General features: G+C 75.2%; 12 protein-coding genes. 4 read left to right on the top strand and 8 right to left on the bottom strand.

The genetic code is table 11. The features are described 5' to 3' along the window. Positions 1 to 10: 10 nt before the first annotated feature. Together CS0771_RS29285 and CS0771_RS29280 are read left to right on the top strand one after the other, a co-directional pair. A complete protein-coding gene (locus tag CS0771_RS29285; RefSeq protein WP_212844009.1) occupies positions 11 to 514 on the top strand; it encodes a flavin reductase family protein in 504 nt (167 codons plus the stop codon). A 33-nt stretch (positions 515 to 547) separates the two neighbouring features. Next, positions 548 to 709: a hypothetical protein gene (locus tag CS0771_RS29280; protein ID WP_212844008.1), complete on the top strand. Its 162-nt coding sequence runs from the start codon at positions 548 to 550 to the stop codon at positions 707 to 709. An 86-nt stretch (positions 710 to 795) separates the two neighbouring features. Here the strand turns inward: CS0771_RS29280 and CS0771_RS29275 are convergent, their stop codons facing one another. Genes CS0771_RS29275 through CS0771_RS29265 form a run of 3 tightly spaced genes read right to left on the bottom strand, consistent with a single transcriptional unit; the run spans position 796 to position 2,052 of the window. After that, positions 796 to 1,239 (bottom strand): SRPBCC domain-containing protein, encoded by a 444-nt coding sequence (locus CS0771_RS29275; protein WP_212844007.1) that lies wholly within the window; start codon positions 1,237 to 1,239, stop codon positions 796 to 798. 1 nt (position 1,240) lies between these two features. Next, positions 1,241 to 1,597, bottom strand: coding sequence for a helix-turn-helix domain-containing protein (locus CS0771_RS29270; protein ID WP_212844006.1), 357 nt, complete (start codon positions 1,595 to 1,597; stop codon positions 1,241 to 1,243). Beyond that, a complete protein-coding gene (locus tag CS0771_RS29265) occupies positions 1,594 to 2,052 on the bottom strand; it encodes an SRPBCC family protein (RefSeq protein WP_212844005.1) in 459 nt (152 codons plus the stop codon). The genes CS0771_RS29270 and CS0771_RS29265 overlap by 4 nt, the downstream gene beginning before the upstream one ends. A 149-nt stretch (positions 2,053 to 2,201) precedes the next feature. On the opposite strand from CS0771_RS29265, the gene CS0771_RS29260 reads away from it, so the two are divergent. Next, positions 2,202 to 3,044 carry a hypothetical protein gene (locus tag CS0771_RS29260; protein ID WP_212844004.1) on the top strand — a complete coding sequence of 281 codons (843 nt, stop codon included), beginning with the start codon at positions 2,202 to 2,204 and terminating at the stop codon, positions 3,042 to 3,044. 276 nt (positions 3,045 to 3,320) lie between these two features. Here CS0771_RS29260 and CS0771_RS29255 read toward each other — a convergent pair whose 3' ends face one another. Continuing rightward, positions 3,321 to 3,812 (bottom strand): SRPBCC family protein, encoded by a 492-nt coding sequence (locus CS0771_RS29255; RefSeq protein WP_212844003.1) that lies wholly within the window; start codon positions 3,810 to 3,812, stop codon positions 3,321 to 3,323. Positions 3,813 to 3,928: 116 nt separating this feature from the next. Further along, on the bottom strand, positions 3,929 to 4,771 hold the full coding sequence (locus CS0771_RS29250; RefSeq protein WP_212844002.1) for a helix-turn-helix domain-containing protein: 843 nt from the start codon (positions 4,769 to 4,771) through the stop codon (positions 3,929 to 3,931). Positions 4,772 to 4,873: 102 nt separating this feature from the next. Here CS0771_RS29250 and CS0771_RS29245 point away from each other — a divergent pair, with 102 nt between their 5' ends. Continuing rightward, a complete protein-coding gene (locus tag CS0771_RS29245; RefSeq protein ID WP_212844001.1) occupies positions 4,874 to 5,473 on the top strand; it encodes an NADPH-dependent FMN reductase in 600 nt (199 codons plus the stop codon). A 73-nt stretch (positions 5,474 to 5,546) separates the two neighbouring features. Here the strand turns inward: CS0771_RS29245 and CS0771_RS29240 are convergent, their stop codons facing one another. Genes CS0771_RS29240 through CS0771_RS29230 form a run of 3 tightly spaced genes read right to left on the bottom strand, consistent with a single transcriptional unit; the run spans position 5,547 to position 18,984 of the window. Then, positions 5,547 to 10,826 (bottom strand): non-ribosomal peptide synthetase/MFS transporter, encoded by a 5,280-nt coding sequence (locus CS0771_RS29240; protein WP_212844000.1) that lies wholly within the window; start codon positions 10,824 to 10,826, stop codon positions 5,547 to 5,549. After that, complete coding sequence (locus CS0771_RS29235) at positions 10,823 to 14,017, bottom strand: non-ribosomal peptide synthetase (protein ID WP_212843999.1); 3,195 nt, start codon at positions 14,015 to 14,017, stop codon at positions 10,823 to 10,825. Before CS0771_RS29235 ends, CS0771_RS29240 begins: the two co-directional genes overlap by 4 nt. A gap of 2 nt (positions 14,018 to 14,019) precedes the next feature. Next, positions 14,020 to 18,984: a non-ribosomal peptide synthetase gene (locus CS0771_RS29230; RefSeq protein WP_212843998.1), complete on the bottom strand. Its 4,965-nt coding sequence runs from the start codon at positions 18,982 to 18,984 to the stop codon at positions 14,020 to 14,022. Positions 18,985 to 19,112: the final 128 nt, after the last annotated feature.

The following is a 19,112-nucleotide window of genomic DNA, read 5'->3' as shown; positions in this document are numbered from 1 at the left end:
AGGCGCCGCCATGACGCTCACCGCACAGCCCGCGGCGCCCGCCGTCACCGGCATCGAGCTGCACCACTACCTCGGCACGCTGCGGCACCACGCCACCAGTGTCACGGTGGTCACCGCCCCCGGCCCGGCCGGGTTCACCGCGACCACGTTCACCTCGGTGTCGCTGCGCCCGCAGCTCGTCTCGTTCTGCATCGACCGCGACGCGAGCAGCCTGCCGGCCGTCGAGCGGGCGCGCCACGTGGCCGTGCACGTGCTCGCCGCCGAACAGGAGCAGCTCGCCCGGACGTTCGCCACTCGCGGCGCCGACCGCTTCGCCGACACCCGCACCTGGCGGCAGGGCCCCTACGGCGTGCCGCTGCTGCACGGCGTGCTCGCTACGCTGACCTGCGAGATCGTCGAGCGCATCCCCGTCGGCGACCACATCGTCGTGATCGGACGGCCGGTCAGCGCCGAGCACCGGCCCGGCGAGCCGCTGCTGTACCACATGGGGGCGTACACCCGCCTCGCGCACTGACCGCGCCCTTGCCGTAGCCGGTAGGATCCGTACATGGAAGCGACAGAGCAGCGCGTTCCCACCGACAAGTGGCGCACCCTGCCGGCGCGCGTCGAGCCGTCGGAGCTGGTCGAGACCGTCGACACCTCGCCCCAGGTCGAGGAGATCGAGGTCGTCAACATCGGCCAGGAGTGCATCCGCATCACGCACGGCTGAGGACCGCCCGGCCCGCCGGCACCCGCGCGTTCCCTGGAGCGCGCGTTCCCCGTGTGCCGGGCGGGCCGGACGATCCGGCAGGGCGGTCAGTTCCAGTCGTCGATCTTCACGTCGTCCGGGGAGGGACGGCCGCGGCCCGTCTCCACCAGACCCTTCAGGCTGAGCAGGAACGTCGCCCACTTGGTGCTGCAGTGGTGCATGAACTCGACCGGCTCCCGCCAGCCCTCATGCTTGAACAGCACGTTCGTGTACGCGCCACGCTGCTTCAGCTGCCAGTCGACCTCGGTGCCGATCCACTCCGGCGGGCCGTCGACCACCTTCCAGCGCACGTGCCCGGCCGGGTCGAGGGCGAGCACCTCCATGTCGAAGCCGCCCAGCTCGCCGAACCGGAAGGCCAGCTGCTCGCCGACCTCGCTCTTGCCCGTCGTGTCGACCGTCCACCAGCCGGCCAGACCCTCCGGCGTGCTGACCGCCCGGTACACCTCGTCCAGCGGCGCGACGACGCCGACCTGGTGCAGGATGTCCACCATCTCAATCTCCTCCCGTGTTCTCGTTGTCGAGGTTGCGCTGGATCGCCTCGGCGATCCGCTTGATCCGGCGCAGGCGGGCGTCCCAGCTCGCGCCGACCGCCGACAGCTGTGCGACGGCACGGGCCAGCTGCGCCTCGTCCACCTGGAAGTGCCGCTCGCGCCCGGCGGGCGTGGCGTGCACCAGCCCGACCCGGTCCAGCACCGCCAGGTGCTTGGCGACGGCCTGGCGGGTCACCGGCAGCCGCTCGCTCAGCGACGTGGCCGTGCCCGGCCCGCCCGCCAGCAGCAGGTCGATCATCGTGCGGCGGATCGGGTCGCCGATGGCCGACCACAGCTCGTCGTCGACCGCGGTGCTCATGGCGTGCCGACCAGCCGGGCTATGTAGGCGCCCAGGCGCGGGACGTAGTGGTCCCAGCCGCTGACGTGGTCGCGGTAGTTCTCCTCCAGGACCGCGATCTCCCAGCCCATCTCGCGGAAGCCGGACTCGGTCATCCGGACCAGCGTGCCCGCCCCGGCCGGGACCAGGTCGAAGGTGACCAACAGCGACGGACCCTGCCGCGCGGGCTCGGCGAAGCACCACCGGAAGGAGAACCGCTTCGGCGGGTCCACCTCCTCGACGGCGAACGCGACGGTCGACGTCTCGCCGGTCTCCGCGTTGTGCCAGACCAGCTCGCCCTCCGCGCCCGCGACCGGCTCGTAGCGGGCGTCGTCGGGCCACCACTCGCGCATGTGCTCGGGGCGGCTGATGACCTCGAAGACCACTTCGGGCTTGGCGTCGACGTGGATGTCGCGCTCGATGGTTCCGTACTCCATGCTGCACAGCCTTTCGCAACCTTTGGTTGCGTATCACGTTACCGCGGTCCCCGGGCATGTGCAACCTTTGGTTGCGTTTTACGGGTACGCGTACTCGCCCTTGATCGCTATGGTGGGTCCACGGCGACGGGACGGGCGAGGTGGGTCAGATGCGGGTCATCACGGCGACGGAGGCCGCACCGGGCCGCCCCAACGAGGACCAGGTCTTCCACCACGGCGCCCTGGTCGGCGTGCTCGACGGCGTCTCGGCCCACCCGGACCTGGACACCGGCTGCGCGCACGGCCCGGCCTGGTACACCCGCCGGCTCGTGGCGCGGCTCAGGGAGGCCGCCGACGGCGCGCCCGCCGCCACGCTGCCGGACCTGCTGGCCACCGCCATCGAACGGGTCGCCCGCGACCATCCCGGGTGCGACCTGGCCAACCCGAGCACGCCTGCCGCGACCGCCTGCCTCGTCCGCAATGCCGGCACCGAGCTGGAATACCTGGTCCTCTGTGACAGCCCGCTCGTGGCCGACGTCGGAGCCGAGACGGTCGCGGTCGTCGACGACCGGTTCGACCGGGTGTACGAGCAGATCCGCAGGGAGGCGCTCGCGGGCGACGTGTCCGTCGGCTCCGCCGTGCACCGTGCCCGGCAGCTCACGGCCGCCGTCCGCAAGCGGGAACTCACCAACACACCCGGCGGCTACTGGGTCGCCGCGGCCGATCCCGCCGCGGCGGCACAGGCGGTGACCGGGCGGCTGCCCCTGCGCGGCCCCCGGGCCGTACGGCGCGCGGCGCTGCTGACCGACGGCGCCTCGTGCGCGGTCGACCTGTTCGGGCTCTACGACTGGGCCGGGCTGCTGGACGTGCTCACCGCAGACGGGCCGGTGGAGCTGATCCGCCAGGTCCGCCGGGCGGAGACCGCCGATGCCGACGGCTACTCCCGCCCCCGCCACAAGCGCCACGACGACGCCACCGTCGCCCTCTGCCTCTTCGACCCCGCGCCCCGCTGACCAGCCGCCGCGCGATCCCCGCGCCACGATGCCCACCCTGCGCGCCCCCGCACCCCCAACCCGCACCCCGCGCCATGATCGCGGTTTCGTGTCGGAACATGGGGCTGGACGCAAGGTTGTGACACGAGGTCGCGATCATCACCGCGCCCGCTGACCTCCGCCCGCCATGATCGCGTCGATCTTGCGCGAACTGTTGCCCATTTGGGCGATATTGGCGTGTCGCACCCACAGTTCGCGCAAGATCGGCGCGCCTTGGTGGGCGCGGCGGGCGCCAGATCAGATCCTCGCTTCGCGGACGTCCTTGCCCTGTTCGGCGAACGCCTTGAAGTCCTGCATGTGCTGTAGCGACTGCTTGCGGAAGGAGCCGGGCATGAGCAGGCCCACCAGTCGCATCAGCAGGCCGCTGAACCGGTACTCGTTCTCGCTCACCCAGAGCGTCGTCTCCGGACCGGCCTCGGTCAGTCGTTCGCGTGCGGCGCTCCACATGCCCTGGCTGACGATCTCGCGCTCGAAGTGAACGACGCTGTCCTTCGGGATCCCGTGCAGGTCGGCCGGTTCGCGGCGGGTGATGGTCTCGGTGGCCTCGATCTTCTGCTGCCCCATCTGGAGCACGACCCGTGACCTGGTGCCGACCTGTCCGTGCGCCCCGTTCAGCGGCTCGTGCAGCACCAGGCCCCGCAGCCACATGGGCAGGTGTGCCGGGTCGGCGAGCAGCTGGGCCACCCGCTCCCGCGGCTGCGCGATCTCGATCGAGACGGTGTACTTCATGGCAGTGCGCTCCAGGTTCCCGGGTGAACGGCGACGGTAGCACCCTCGTCTCGTACCGGCCCCGATCTCACCGCCGACGAGTCGCCACCCGGACCACGGTTTCGGGACACCGCCTACTAGGCGACGAGGCGCAGATGCGGAGTGCGGGGTTCGTCGGCGTGCAGCCGGGTGAGGGTTTCGGCGGTCGCTTCGTCGGCGGGCAGGTAGAGGGTGACGCGCTGGGCGTCGGCGGACAGGTCCAGGGTCTCGCGGTCCAGGCGCAGGTCGTGGCCGGAGGCGTGGTGGACGCGCAGGGTGCCGGCGGGTGGCGGGGTGTGCAGGTGCAGGCGCCGGGTGAACTCAGGTCCCGCGGTGGGGGCCAGGTCGGTGGAGAACCACTCGACGGCGTCCCGGGACGGGCCGGTCCACAGGGCGAAGGCCTGCTCGTCGGCGACGGCGTTCCAGTCGGGGAAGAACGAGTGCGCTCGCGGGTCGGTGAAGACGTAGCGGGTGAGGTTCGGCGCGTCCGTGTCGAGCAGGCCCGATCCGGCGGTGAGCAGGGCGAACCCGCTGGTGTGGGCGAGCACGTCGCCCAGGCCGTTGGTGAGGACGGCGATGCCGGGCTCCAGCAGGCGCAGCGCCGCGAGGGCGCCGGGCCGCACCGTACGGTCCGGCGGGGCGGGTCGGCGCATCCCCGCGCACGCGCCGCCGGTGATCTTCGCGAGGTGGTGCAGGTGGGTGCGGTCCGCGATGCTGAGGCTGAGGGCGTCGGCGATCGCGTTGACCACGGACAGCGACGGGTTGCGGTCGCGGCCCTGCTCGATGCGGGTCAGGTACTCCACGCTGATGCCGGCGCGGGTGGCCAGGTCCGAGCGGCGCAGCCCCGGCGCGCGGCGGCGGCCGTGGTCGGGCAGTCCGAGCTGCTCCGGCTGGATGCTGTCGCGTCTGGCCCGGACGAAGTCCCCCAACGGTGATCCCACGCCGGGAAGTCTATGGCGGTATGGCCGGGACAGCCTGGCCCTGCGGGGGCCAGCCTGAGCGCGGTCTGGTTGCGGGCGCGGCGGGCGCGCAGGGTGGTGCTCATGGAAAACGAGATCAAGCACAGGCTGGCCGTCATCGTCGGAAGCGTCCGGGAGGGGCGGTTCGGGCCCGTCGTCGCATCATGGGTCGCCGAGCAGGCCCGATCACACGGCGGCTTCGAAGTGGAGGTCGTCGACCTCGCGGAGGTGGAGCTGCCGCTGGCGCTGCCCGCGATGCCGCCGAAGCCGGCCGGTGCCGACTACCCGCGCCCGGCCGGGATGGCCGCCCTGACCGCCGCGCTGGAGGCCGCCGACGGGTTCATCGTGGTGACCCCGGAGTACAACCACAGTTACCCGGCCGCGCTGAAGGCCGCGATCGACTGGCACTTCACGCAGTGGGCGGCCAAGCCGGTGGCGTTCGTCAGCTACGGCGGCGGGGCCGGGGGCCGACACGCGGTGCTGCACCTGGAGAACGTGTTCAGCGAGCTGCACGCGGTCACCATCCGCGACGGCCTCGCCTTCCCGAACTACTTCACCGCCTGGCGGGACGGGCGGCCCCTGTCCGACGAGCCCGCCGGGTACGCCAAGACGATGCTGGACCAGCTCGCCTGGTGGTCGGGCGCGCTCCGGGCGGCCCGCGCGGCGTCCCCCTACCCGGCGTGAGCGGCACCGGGCCGCCCGGAGGTGCTCCGGGCGGCCCGGCCGCGCCGCGGTCCCGATCGGCGCTCGGGTGGGGTCAGCGTGCGCTCGCGGCCGCCAGGCGGTCGGCGGCGGCCTGGACCTCGTCGAGGCTGTCGGCGATCTCCGCGCCGGTCACGGCGTCGGGCAGGTCGTCCTCCATCCGGCGCAGCGGCCGGTAGGCCAGGCCGAGCAGGCCCCAGATCGCCAGGGCCAGCCCGCAGGCGATCAGGATGAGGGCGTTGCCGCGGCCGTCACCCACGCCGACCACCCGTCCGACCGTCGTGGCGAGCGCCCCGCCCGGCATCAGCAGCGGCTGGACCGCTTCGGCCAGTGGCGGTGCGGTGAGGAACGCCAGCGGGGTCATGGCGACGGCGAGCATCTGGTTGGTGGCCAGGACCCGGCCCTGCAGGTCGAGGCCGACCTTGACCTGGATCAGAGCCAGCCAGTGGGCGTTGAGGACGGTCAGCGACGCGTACCAGACGAGGCTGCCGGCGGCGGCCACCGCCAGCGACGGGCGCAGGCCCACCAGCAGCGCGCCGAGGCCGACGCCGGAGACGAAGCCGACCATGCCGAGGGCGCGGCGCTGCGAGCCGCCCCACAGCACCATGGCCAGCGCGCCGAGTCCCGCGCCGAGGCCGCTGCAGGCGGTGACGACGCTGACGCCGGTGGCGTCGCTGAAGGCGTACACCGTGGGCACGGTGACCGCGAGGGCGAGCATGGCCAGGTAGTTCTCCACCACGAAGAACCCGATCATGATCAGGAACGGTCGCCGCCGGACCAGGAAGCGCCAGCCGCCCGCGATCGCCCTGGTGAACGTCTCCTCCTGCCGCCGGAACAGCCGGTCCGGGAGCCGCACCGCGAGCAGCGTGGCGAACCCGGCCAGCAGCGACAGCACGTCCACCACCACGACTCCGGGCAGGCCCAGCGCGGTGATCAGCGCCCCACCGGCCAGCGGGGCGATCAGCTGGCCGATGCCCGGTCCCAGGTTCGCCAGCGCGTTGGCCTGGCCCAGATACGGCTTGGGCACCAGCTGCGCCACCGCCGCCAGGTACGCCGGCCGGTGGAACGCGGTCACCGCCGACAGCAGCCCGACCAGCACTCCGACCCCGGCGATGCTGAGCCGGTCGACGGCCAGCAGCGCGACCATCGTGGACATGACCAGCGCGCCCATCCCGTTGCAGGCCAGCATGACGCGCCGCCGGTCCACCCGGTCGGCGACCGCGCCGCCCAGCGGCAGCAGCAGGATCGCGGGAAGCAGGGCGAGCATGGTGACCAGTGCGTAGTCGGCCACCCGGCCACTCTGCTGATACGCCCACACGCCCAGCGCGAACGAGCTGAGCGCCGCCCCGATCAGCGAGATCGACTGCCCGGCCGCCATCAGGTAGAACTCGCGCAGGTCGCGGCGGGCCGCGCCGCCGGTCACCGAGTCCGCGGCCAGCGGAGGTGGCAGCTTGCCCGCGCGCCAGCCCGCGATCGCGGCGGCGACCCGTTCGGCCAGCCACGACGCCTGGTGCTTGAGGAAGTAGTGGCCCGCGCGGGGCACCACGGCCAGCTCGACCCGGTCGGCGAACGCGCCCCACTCGGCGTAGCGCTCCTCGTAGAGTTCGGTGGAGCGGTCGCGGGCGCCGATCGCGCAGAGCACCGGGGCCCGCAGCCGCCGCCGGTCGGGCCGGGTCAGCTCGTGCGTGAACCAGGACTGCGCCTGGTCCACGTCGTGGCGCAGGCCGCGCAGGATGACGTCCGCGTCGAGCCCCTCGTCGTCGTCCAGGCCGCCCAGCGAACGCAGGAAGTCCCGGTACGCCCGGTCCGACGTCCACCAGGTCGCCGGGAAGCGCCGGTGCAGCCAGGCCGACAGGCGTCCGGGCAGCCGGGCCGCGGGGAAGCTGCCGCCGACGACCAGCCCGGCGACCTCGCGGCCGTCCGCTTCCAGACGCAGTGCGAGTTCGGTGGCCGCGGCCGAGCCGACGCAGTGCCCGTAGACGAGCACGGGACCCGCGGGCAGCTCGGCGGCGATCCGGTCGATCAGGTCGGGCAGCGGGAGCTGCGGCTCGTCCGGGCGGGCCGGGTCGTGGCCGGGCAGCTCGACGGCCAGCACGGCCGTGTCCGGCAGCCGTTGCGCCAGCTCCGTCGCGAAGGGACCGTACGCGGCCGCCGAGCCGCCGCCGTACGGCACGCACACCACGGTCAGCGTGGCCGTGGCCGGACCGGCCAGCCGGTGCAGCAGCCCGCCGGGGCGGGCGCCGCCGTCCAGGTGCGCCGCCAGCTCGCGCACCGTGGGGCGGGTGAACAGGTCGATCACGCGCAGCTGCGGGTCGATGGCGCGCACCGCCCGGACGGCCTTGAACGAGTCCCCGCCGAGGGCGAAGAAGTCGTCGTCCACGCCGACCTCGCCGCACTCCAGCACCTGCGCCCAGGCGGCGGCGACCCGCTGCTCCATCGGCGTCGACGGCGGTGTCCCGCCGGCCGCCGCGGGCGGTGCGGGCTCGGGCAGCGCGGCCCGGTCCACCTTGCCGTTGGCGGTCAGCGGCAGCGCTGCCAGGGGCGTGATCGCGGCCGGGACCATGTAGTCGGGCAGCCGGTCCCGCAGCGCGGCCCGGACCAGCACCGGATCGGCGCTCGCGGGCGTGATCCACGCGGCCAGCCGCCGGGTGTGCGCCTGCCCGACCGGCAGCACCACGGCCTCGCCCACCCCGGCCACCTCCCGCAGCGCGGTGGCGACCTCGGTGAGTTCCACCCGGAAGCCGCGGATCTTCACCTGGTCGTCGACCCGGCCCAGGATCTCGACCAGCCCGGCCGCGTTCACCCGCACCCGGTCGCCGGAGCGGTACCAGCCGCCGTCGAAGCGGCCGTCGGCAAGCCCCAGGTAGCCGCGCGCCACGCTCGGGCCGCCCAGGCGCAGTTCGCCGGGCACCCCGGCGGGCACCTCGCGCCCGGCCGGGTCGGTCACCCGGCAGCGCACGTTCGCGAAGGGCAGCCCGATCGGCACGATGCCGTGCCGCTGAGCAGCCGGGATGTCGGCGGTGCGGCAGCCGAGCACCGACACGGTGGTCTCCGTCGGTCCGTAGTGGACCTGGACGTCCAGGTCCGGCCGGGCCCGCTCGACCCGCTCCACCAGCTCCCACGGGACCGGCTCGCCGGCCAGGACCAGCAGCCGCCGGGGGAGCAGCGCGGCGAGGTCGCCGTGCGCGGCCAGCAGCTCCAGGTGGCTGGGCACCATCTTGACCGCGTCGACCGGGTGCGCGGCCAGGTACGCCGCGAACGCGCCCGGGTCGGTGGCGGTCTCCCGGTCCACCAGGTACGCCGTCGCGCCGGTGGTGAGCGCGCCGAGCAGGTTCGTCAGGCCCAGGTCGGCGGCGTGCGTGGACACCAGGGCGTACGAGCCCGGCCGCCCGATCCGGTCCCGGACCGCGTTCAGGTAGTGGGTGATGTGCCGGTGCTCGACGGCGACGCCCTTCGGCTGCCCGGTCGAACCCGAGGTGAAGATCAGGTAGGCGAGCCGGTCGGGCGACACCGTGACGGTCGCGGCGGGTTCGCCGGTCAGCTCGGCTACCACCAGGGCCTGGCGGCCCGGGACCCGCCCGGCGTGCTCGGCCTCGGTCAGCACGAACCGGGCCCCGGCCGTGTCGAGGATGCCCGACAGCCGCCCGTCGGGGTAGCCCGGGTCCACGGGCAGGTAGACGCCGCCCGCCCGGAGCACGCCCAGCATCGCGATCGGCAGGCTGACGCCGCGTTCGGTGAGCACCGCGACCGGCTCCTCCGGCCGCATCCCGGCCGCCAGCAGCCGCCCGGCGACGACCGAGGCGCGCCGGTCCAGCTCGGCGTAGTCCAGCGTCCCGTCGGCGGCGACCACCGCCACCGCACGCGGGCTGGTGACGGCGTGCCCGGTGATCAGCGCGTGCAGCGGCTGGTCCAGCGCGTACTCGGCACACGGGCCGTCCGGGCCGCCCACCTGGGCCGCCTCCAGCGGCAGCTCGCCGACCGGCCGGTCCGGGTCGGCGACCAGCCCGTCCAGCAGCGTGCGGAACCAGCCGGCCAGCCGCCGGGCGGTGACCTCGTCGAACAGGTCGGCGCGGTAGAGCAGGCCGCCCCGGTAGCCGCCGTCCGTCCTGGACAGCGCCAGGTTCAGGTCGTACTTGGTGGTGCGGATCGGCAGCTCCAGCTCGGCCGCGCCGGGCAGGCTCGGCGGCGCGGCCGGGGTGTCCAGCACGTTCAGCAGCACCTGGAAGATCGGCGTGGTGGCCAGGTAACGCTCCGGCTGGAGCCGGTCCACGATGCGCTCGAACGGCGTCTCGGCATGCCCGAACGCGTCCAGCGCCCGCTCGCGTACCCGGATCAGCAGCTCACGGCCGGTCGGGTCGCCGGACAGGTCGCCGCGCAGCACCAGCGTGCCGATGAAACAGCCGACCATCCGCTCCACGCCGGGGTGGTGGCGGCCCGCGTGCGGCACCCCCACTGCGACGTCCTCGGTGCCGCACACCCGGGCCAGCGTCGCCTGCCAGGCCGCCAGCAGCACCATGAACGGCGTCGCCGCGCTCGCCGCGGCCAGCGCGCCGATGCGCTCGGCGAGCGCGGCGGGCAGCTCCACCGGGATCTGCCCGGCCGACCAGTCGGCGAGCGCGGGCCGGGGCCGGTCCACCGGCAGGTCCAGCACCGGCTCCAGGCCGGACAGCTGCCCGGCCCACCAGTCCAGGTCGGACTCCGGCGCGGGGCGGGCGGCCTGCCAGCGGGCGAAGTCGGCGTACTGCAGCGGCGGCGCCGCCGGTGCCGGGCCGTCGGCGACCCGGGCGGTGTACAGCTCGCCCAGCTCGCCCAGCATCAGGTCCAGCGACCACGCGTCGCAGGCGATGTGGTGCACGACCAGCAGCAGCACGTGCTCGTCGGGGGCCAGGCGGAAGATCTCGGCCCGCAGCGGCGGCTCCCGGTCCAGCCGGAACAGCCGGTCCCGGCAGGCCAGCAGCAGTTCGGTCAGCCGGGCCGGGTCGGCGTCGACGACCGCGACCGGCACCCGGTCGGCGTCGCCGAGCACCGCCAGCGGCTCGCCGTCGTGCTCGGCGAAGGTCGTACGCAGCACGTGGTGCCGGGCGGCGAGCTCGCGTACCGCCGCGATCAGCGCCTCGGTGTCCAGCGGGCCGCGCAGCCGCACCGCCGCGGGCACGTGGTAGGCGGGGCTGTCCGGCTCCAGCTGGTGCAGGAACCACAGCCGGGCCTGCGCCCGCGACAGCGGGGCGGGCTGGTCCGGGTCACCGGCGGGGATGCCCGCCGGGGCCGCGACCGTGCGCCGGGCCTGGGCCAGGCGCGACTTCAGCAGGCTGCGCTGGGTGTCGGTGACCGTCACCGGACCACCTCCGCCAGCAGCAGCGCCTCCAGCGCGGCCGCGAACCCGGCCAGCACCGGCTGCTCGAACAGCAGCCGCACCGGCACCGGCAGGTCCAGCGCCTCGCGCAGCCGCCCGGCCACCAGCGTCGCCGCCAGCGAGTGCCCGCCCAGGGCGAAGAAGTCGTCGTGCACCGACAGGCCGTCGCGGCGCAGCACCGCGGCCCACACGTCGGCCACCAGCTCCTCGGCCTCGGTGCGCGGCGGCACGTGCTCGCGTACCGCCCGCTGCGGTTCGGGCAGCGCCCGGCGGTCCAGCTTGCCGGAGGCGTTGATCGGCAGCGCGTCCAGCAGCGCCCAGCGGCGCGGCACCATGTGATCGGGCAGCACCGCGTGCAGCCGCGTCTCCAGCTCCGCCGTGGACACGGCCGCCCCCGGCCCCGCCACCAGGTAGCCGACCAGGTGCGCGTCTCCGCCCGCGGCGGCCACCGTCACGGCCGCCTGCGCCACGCCCGGCACCGCCCGCAGCTGCACCTCGATCTCGCCCAGCTCGATACGGTGCCCGCGTACCTTCACCTGCCCGTCGTCGCGGCCGACGAAGTCGAGCAGCCCGTCGGCGCGCCAGCGCACCAGATCACCGGTGCGGTAGCAGCGCTCGTCCGGGCGCAGCGGGTCGGCGGTGAACGCCGCCCCGGTCAGGTCGGGCCGCCCGCGGTAGCCGCGCGCCACCCCGGCCCCGCCGATCCACAGCTCGCCGACCGTGCCCGGCAGGGCCAGGCGGCCGGCCGCGTCCATCACGTACACCCGTTCCCCGGCCATCGGCGTGCCGATCGGCACGGTCGGGCCGACCGGGGCCGTCACGCGGTACATCGTCGAGGTCACCGCGGTCTCGGTGGGGCCGTAGCCGTTCCACACCTCGCCGGTGCGGGCCAGCAGCTCGCGGGCCAGGCCCGGGTCGACGGCCTCGCCGATCGCGACCAGGCGCACGTCCGGGGCCCGCCAATCAGCCGCGACCAGCATCCGGAACGTCGTCGGCGTCGCCGTCAGCACCGTCACCCCGGCCTCGGCGATCCGCCGCGCCACCAGGTGACCGTCCACGGCGTCGCAGCGCTCCACCAGCGCCAGCCGCAGCCCCCTGGTCAGCGCCACCCACAGCTCCAGCCCGGCCACGTCGAACGACAGCGCGGTCAGCCCGAGCATCACGTCGTCGGGGGTGACCGGGAGCAGCTCGCAGTTGGCGGCGACGTACGCGGCGAGGTTGCCGTGGGTCAGTTCCACGCCCTTGGGCCGCCCGGTCGAACCGGACGTGTAGAGCACGTACACGAGATCGTCCGCACCGACCTCCGGTAGCGCGGCGGGCTCGGCCGACAGCGCGTCGGCGAGGTCCAGCAGCACCGCGCCGGTGCCCTCGGCCAGCTCCCGGGCCAGGTCCCAGGTGTCGGCGGCGGCCACCAGCACGCCCGCACCCGCGTCGGTGAGCTGGTGCCGCAGCCGGGCCACCGGCTGGTCCGGCTCCAGCGGCAGGTATGCCGCACCGGCGCGCATCACCCCCACCAGCGCGGCGGGCAGGTGCCGGTGCCGGGGCAGGCAGAGCCCGACCGGCGCACCCCGTTCGACCCCGTGCGCCAGCAGCGCCGCCGCGACGGCCGCCGAGTCACGGGCCAGCTCGCCGTAGCTGAGCTTGCCGTCGCGGGCGTCCACCGCGACCGCGTCCGGCCGGGCCGCCGCCTGCGCCAGCACCGCCTCCAGCACGGTGGCGGGCGCCCCCGCGGGCAGCTCGGGTCCGGTGCCCCAGGAGACCAGCTCGGCCCGCTCGGCCGGGTCGAGCAGATCCAGCTCGGACACCCGGCGGTCCGGGGTGGCCACCAAGCCGTCGAGCAGGCGGGTGAACCAGCGCGCCCACCGGGCCACGGTGGCCCGGTCCAACAGGTCCGCCCGGTGGCTGACGAAACCGTTATAGCCGTCCGCGTGGCCGGTCAGCGACAGGCACAGGTCGAACTTGTTGGTGTCCAGCGGCGAGTCCAGCCGGGTCACCGTGACGCCGGGCAGCACCGGGTCGCGCAGCGGCTCGTCCAGCAGGAGCAGCATCGACTGGAACAGCGGCGTGGTGGCGGTGCTGCGCTGCGGCGCGACGGCCTCCACCACGTGCTCGAACGGCACGTCGGCGTGGGCGAACGCGTCCAGGGTGGTCTCGCGCACCCGGGCCAGCAGCTCGCGGCCGGTCGGGTCGCCGGACAGGTCGGTGCGCAGGACCAGGGTGTTGATGAAGCAGCCGACGACGCCCTCGGTGTCGCGGTGCCGCCGCCCCGACTCGGGTACACCGACCGGCACGTCGGCGGTCCGGCACAGCCTGCCCAGCAGTGCCTGCCAGGCCGCCAGCAGCACCATGAACGGGGTGGCCCCGGCCTCGCGGGCGACCTCCCGCACCCGCCGGGCCAGCTCCGGCGGCAGCGTGAGCGGTACGTAGCCCGCGCGCCAGTCGGCGACCGGCGGGTAGGGCCGGTCCGTCGGCAGGGCCAGCACCGGGTCGAGCCCGGCCAGGCGTTCGGCCCACCACCCGGCATCGCCGCCGGGGCGGTCCTGCGCCCACTCGGTGACGTCGGCGTACTGCAGCCGCACCGGGGCCGGGGGAGCGCCCTGCCCGCGCGCGGCCGCATACCCCGCCGCCAGCTCGTCCATGATCAGGTCTTGGGACCAGGCGTCGGTGGCGATGTGGTGCGCGGTCAGCGCCAGCACGTGCTCCTGCTCGGACAGCCGCAGCAGCAGCGCCCGCAGCGGCGGCTCCGCGTCCAGCCGGAACGGCCGGGCGACCTCCGCGGCGATCGCCGCGTCCAGCTCGGCGGCGGTGACCTCCGCGCGGGTCAGGCTCACCCGGTCGGCGGGCCCGGCCACGGCCATGGGTTCGTCGCCGTGGTGCGCGATGACGCTGCGCAGCACCTCGTGCCGCTGCACGACCGCGCGCAGCGCCCCGAGCAGCGCGTCGCCGTCCAGTGGCCCGGACAGGCGCAGCACCAGCGGCACGTGGTAGATCGCGGGGTCGTGCTCGAACTGGCTGTTGAACCACAGCCGCCGCTGCGCCGCCGACAGCGGCTGCGGGGCGTGGGGGTCGCGGCGGGCCGGGATCGTGGTGCCGGGCGTGGTGCGGGCGGCGGCCTGCGCCGCGGCCACCCGCTTCTCCATCAGGGCGCGCAGGGTGTCGTCGGTCATGGTCATGATCAGTTCCCCCGGAGGCCGGACTCGGCCGCGATCTCGGCGATGACAAGGTTCTCCAGCTGCCGGGCGAACTCCGACAGCACCGGATGGTCGAACAGCAGCCGCACCGGCACGGCACAGCCGAGCGTGTCCCGCAGCCGCCCCGCCACCCGCGTCGCGGCCAGCGAGTGGCCGCCCAGGCCGAAGAAGCTGTCCTGCGTCCCGATCCGCTCGGCGGTCAGCGTCTGCGCCCAGATCTCCGCGACGAGCTGCTCCATCACCGACTCGGGCGGTGTGTGCGGCCGGTCTGCCCCCGGCCTCGGCAGTGCGGCCAGGTCCACCTTGCCGCTGGGCATGACCGGGAACGCGTCCAGCACCACCCAGCGGTGCGGAACCAGGTACTCGGGCAGCCGGGCGCGCAGGTGCGCGGCGGCCTCATCTCCCGTGATCGCGGCCCGGCCCACCAGGTAGCCGACCAGGTGCGCCTCGGCACCCTGGCCGTGCGCGACCACGACCGCGTGCGCGACCAGCGGATGGTCCCGCAGCGCCGACTCGATCTCGCCCAGCTCCACCCGGTAGCCGCGGATCTTCAGCTGGTGGTCGCGGCGGCCGCAGAACGCCAGCTCGCCGTCGGCGCGCAGGCGCACCAGGTCGCCGGTGCGGTAGCAGCGCCCACTCGGCACGTACGGGTCCGGCACGAACGCGGCCGCGGTCAGCTCCGGGCGGCGGTGGTAGCCCAGCGCCGGTCCCGCGCCGCCGATCCACAGCTCACCGGCCGCGCCCGGCGGGGCGAGGCGGCCCAGCGGGTCCATCACGTAGAGGCGCTCGCCGGGCATCGGGTGCCCGATCGGGACGGTCTCGTCCACCACGTGCACCCGGTACGCCGCCGACAGCACGGTCGCCTCGGTCGGGCCGTACACGTTCCACAGCTCGCCGACCCGGCCGAGCAGGTCCCGGGCCAGGGCCGGGTCGAGGGTCTCGCCGCCACTCCAGATGCGCAGGCCCGGAGCACCGGCCCAGCCCGCGGCCAGCAGCGTACGCAGCATCGTCGGCGGCACGTTCATCACCGTGATCCCGTGCGCGGCGATGCGCTCGGCCAGCCGGTGCCCGTCCACGGCCGCGTCACGCTCGACGACCACGCAGCGCGCGCCCGCCGACAGGCTCGACCAGATCTCCGCGCACGAAGTGTCGAAGCTGAGCGTCGCCACCGCGAGCATCCGGTCGCCGGGGCCGATGCCCGGCTCCCGGCCGAGCGAGGCGGCCAGCGCCGACAGCCCCGACTGCGCCACCGCGACGCCCTTCGGGGTGCCGGTCGAGCCGGACGTGTACAGCAGGTAGGTCAGGTCCGCACCGAGCACCGGCTCCAGCTCCACCCTCTCGGCCGGGGGAGCGGCGTCCAGGTCGAGCGCCCGTGTCCCGGCCACGGCCGCCGCTTCCGCGGTGGCCTTACGGCACAGCACGATCCGCGCGCCGCCGTCGGCGGCCAGCCACGCCAGCCGCTCGGCGGGCAGCTCCGGCTCCAGCGGCAGGTACGCCGCGCCCGCGCGCCACACCCCCAGCAGCGTCGAGGGCAGCCGGTGGTCACGGGGCAGGCAGACGCCCACCACGTCGCCCCGGCCGGTGCCGGCGCCGCGCAGCACCCCGGCGACCTCGGTCGACAGGTCCCACAGCTCCCGAAACGTCAGCTGCCCCGCCGCTCCGACGACGGCTAACTCGTCCGGCCGCGCCGCGACCTGGCGCTCGATCGCGTCGACCACCGTCGGCGGCGCGCCCAGGGCGGGTCCGGCGGCACGGCGCAGCAGCTCCGCCCGCTCGGCGTCGCCGACCAGCGGCAGCTGCGCCAGCGGCCGGTCCGGGTCGCCGGCAAGCCCGCCGAGCACCAGCAGCAGCCGGTCGGCGAACGCGCCCGCGGCGGCCGCGTCGAGCAGGCCGAGGTCGTACCCGAACTGCAGCTCGGTGCCGTCCACGGTCTCGTTGACATACACCGTCAGCGGACTCTGCGCCCCGCCGCAGCCCAGCTCGCCCAGCAGCTCGAGGGTCACCGCCCCGCCCCGGGCGCGCACCGGCATCCCGGACGGCTGCGCCGACAGCACCACCGGGGTGAGCATCGCGCCGCGCGGCTGGGTGCCGATCGCCTGGAACAGGTCCTCGGTGGACGGCCGGGGCAGGTCCAGCGCGCGGGCCGTCGTCGCCGCGGCCATGACCAGCGCGTCGCGCAGACTCGCGTCGCCGTCCAGCCGCAGCCGCACCGGCAGCACGTCGACCAGCGGGCCGACCACCCGGTCCAGCTCCGGCTCGGCACGCCGGGCCGCGACCGCGCCCACCAGCACGTCCCCGCGGGCGGTGAGCCCGGCCAGCAGCAGGCCCAGGCCGGTGAGGTACGCCGTGAACGGGCTCGTGCCGCAGCTCGCGGCCAGCTCGGCGAGACCGGTGACCAGCGGCTGCGGCAGGGCGCGGGTCAGCCGCCCGCCCCGGAACCCGCCCTGCCCGGTGAACAGGTCGCCCGGCGGGGAGGCCCCGGCCAGCTCCTGCGTCCACTGTGCCGCCGCCTGACCGGCCTGCGCTCCGGCCCGCAGGGCGAGGTCGCCGACCTGCACCGCGGGCCCCGCGGCCGATCCGGGCGCGGCCAGCTCGGCGGCCAGGCCGGTGAGCAGCACGCCCACCGACCAGCCGTCGCAGGCGAGGTGGTCGCTGACGAGCACCAGCTCGGCCGACTCGGCGGTGTGCCGGATCAGGTCCGCGCGCAGCAGCGGCACCGGCGCGGTCAGGTCGAACGAGTGCCGGGTCGCCGCGTCCGCGATCTCGGCGGCGCGCAGGTCGCGCTGCGCCGGGGTCAGCTCGCGCAGGTCGTGTTCGGTGACCGGGACGCCCGCGTACGCGCCCACGACCGCGACCGGCTCGCCGTCCTGCTCCACCACGCGGCTGCGCAGCACCTCGTGCTGCCCGACCAGCGCGTCCAGCGCCCGGCGCAGCCCGTCGGTGGACACCGGTCCGGTCAGCCGCGCCCGGAACGCGACCGTGGTCACCTGTGGCACGCCGCTGACCTGCCGCAGCGTCCACAGCTCCCGCTGGGTCGGGGTGAGCGGGTAACGGCCGATGCCGGTGTGCCGCACCAGGTGCTCACCGGCACCCGGCGGGAGGGCGGCCGCGCCGGACCGTGGCTCGGCGGTTCCGGTCGCCCCGGCCTCTTCCGCGATCGCGCCCGTGCTCGCCGGGCCACCGAGGTTCGCCGGGCCACCGAGGTTCGCCAGGCCGCCGGGGTCCGTCGGGCCACCCATGCCTCCGGTGTCATGCCTGCCCAGGGTGACCAGGGCGGCCAGCGCGGCGGCAGTGGGTTCGGCGAGGAAGGCGGCCAGCGGCACCGTGACGCCGAACTCGCGCCCGGCCAGCGCGCACAGCCGGGCGGCGGTGAGCGAGTGCCCGCCCAGATCGCCGAAGCGGTCCAGCACGCCGACCGGCGGCAGCGCGAGCACCTCACCTGCCAGCTCGGCGACCCTCGCCTCGGCGGGGGTGCGCGGCGCGACATACGGCACCGCGCTGTCCCGGCGGGCGGCCACCTCCGGCAGCGCCGCCTTGTCGATCTTGCCGTTCGGGTTGAGCGGCAGCCGCCCGGTCACCCGGAACCGGGTCGGCACCAGGTGTTCGGGCACCCGCTCCGCCAGCCAGCCGCGCAGCACACGCTCGTCCAGCCCGTCCGCCTCGACGTGCCCGACCAGGTACGCGGCGCCGTCCGCGTCGGACCGGGCGACCACGCAGGCCCGGCGCACCGCGGGATGGCGTACCAGCACCGCCTCCACTTCGCCCGGCTCCACCCGGTAACCCCGGACCTTGACCTGGTCGTCGGCCCGGCCCGCGAAACGCAGCACGGCACCGTCGCGGCGGACCAGGTCGCCCGAGCGGTAGACGCGCGTGCCGTCCGGCTCGACGGCGAACGCGTCCGACTCCCGCCCGAGGTAGCCGCGTGCCACCACCGGGCCGCCGATCCACAGCTCGCCCAGCTCGCCGTCGGGCACCGGGCGGCCCGCCGCGTCGCGCACGGTGAACACCGCGCCCGCGATCGGGTGGCCGAGCGACGGCTCGCCCGGCTCGTCGCGGCCCACGTCGGCGATCGCGCAGGTGGTGGTGCACTCGGCCGGGCCGTAGAGGTTGCGCACCCGGCGGACGCCGGGGTTGGCGTAGATGCGGTCGACCAGCGCCCGGGTCAGCGGCTCGCCGCCGGCGAACACCGCCCGCACCCCGTCCGGCAGCGGTTCGCGCAGCAGCGCCGCCAGCGCGGACGGCACGCCGTACACGGTGGTCACCTCGTCGCGGGCGGGCAGCGACGGCAGCGCCAGCACGTTGTCGGCGAGGATCACCGTGCCGCCCGCGAGCAGCGGCAGGAACAGCTGGCTGACCGACGGGTCGAAGCAGATCGACGCGGTGGCCAGCATGCCGCGCAGCTCCTCGGCCGGATACGCTGCCTGCTCCCAGCGCAGCAGGTTCATGGTCTGCCGGTGCTCCACGACGACCCCCTTGGGGCGGCCGGTGGAGCCGGACGTGTAGATGACGTACGCCGCGTCCGCCGGGCTGCCCGTGTCGGCAGGCCGGTCCGCGACCTCGCCGTCCGGCTCGCGGTCGACGTCGATCGCGGTGGCGGCCAGGCTCCCGGCGGCGTGGCGGGTGGCGCGGGTGGTGACGGCCAGGGACATGTTCGTGTCGGCGGCGATGAAGGCCAGCCGCTCAGCCGGGTACGCCGGGTCGAGCGGCACGTACGCCGCGCCGCTCTTCAGCACGCCCAGCAGCGCCGGCAGCAGGTGCTCGTCGCGGGGCACGCACACCCCGACCAGCGAGCCCGGTCCGGCGCCCGCACGGCGCAGGCGGGCCGCGACGCGATCGGCCCGCGCGTCGAGGTCGCCGTATGACGTCCGCACCCTCCCCGCGATCACCGCCACCCGGTCCGGTGCTGTCCCGGCCTGTTGCTCGAACGCGACGTGGATGCGCTCCGACATGCAGTCTCCCCTGTTCACGGCACACGGAAGCCGCCGCCCGGTGAGGCGGCCACATCCATGCATGGGCATCTGGTGATGGGGAGCGTACCCCCGCACCGCTCGTTACCGGAATCGTCGTTTCCGGTCGG

The sequence above is a fragment of the Catellatospora sp. IY07-71 genome, assembly GCF_018326265.1.
In the GTDB taxonomy this organism is placed as follows: Bacteria; Actinomycetota; Actinomycetes; order Mycobacteriales; family Micromonosporaceae; genus Catellatospora.
The sequence above is the reverse complement of the archived record's forward strand: the minus strand, read 5'-3'. Positions and strand labels throughout refer to the sequence as shown.

Coding starts and splice junctions, on each gene's coding strand:
- CS0771_RS29285 (WP_212844009.1), top strand. CDS start 11: ATGACGCTCACCGCACAGCCCGCGGCGCCCGCCGTCACCGGCATCGAG.
- CS0771_RS29280 (WP_212844008.1), top strand. CDS start 548: ATGGAAGCGACAGAGCAGCGCGTTCCCACCGACAAGTGGCGCACCCTG.
- CS0771_RS29275 (WP_212844007.1), bottom strand. CDS start 1,239: ATGGTGGACATCCTGCACCAGGTCGGCGTCGTCGCGCCGCTGGACGAG.
- CS0771_RS29270 (WP_212844006.1), bottom strand. CDS start 1,597: ATGAGCACCGCGGTCGACGACGAGCTGTGGTCGGCCATCGGCGACCCG.
- CS0771_RS29265 (WP_212844005.1), bottom strand. CDS start 2,052: ATGGAGTACGGAACCATCGAGCGCGACATCCACGTCGACGCCAAGCCC.
- CS0771_RS29260 (WP_212844004.1), top strand. CDS start 2,202: ATGCGGGTCATCACGGCGACGGAGGCCGCACCGGGCCGCCCCAACGAG.
- CS0771_RS29255 (WP_212844003.1), bottom strand. CDS start 3,812: ATGAAGTACACCGTCTCGATCGAGATCGCGCAGCCGCGGGAGCGGGTG.
- CS0771_RS29245 (WP_212844001.1), top strand. CDS start 4,874: ATGGAAAACGAGATCAAGCACAGGCTGGCCGTCATCGTCGGAAGCGTC.
- CS0771_RS29235 (WP_212843999.1), bottom strand. CDS start 14,017: ATGACCATGACCGACGACACCCTGCGCGCCCTGATGGAGAAGCGGGTG.
- CS0771_RS29230 (WP_212843998.1), bottom strand. CDS start 18,984: ATGTCGGAGCGCATCCACGTCGCGTTCGAGCAACAGGCCGGGACAGCA.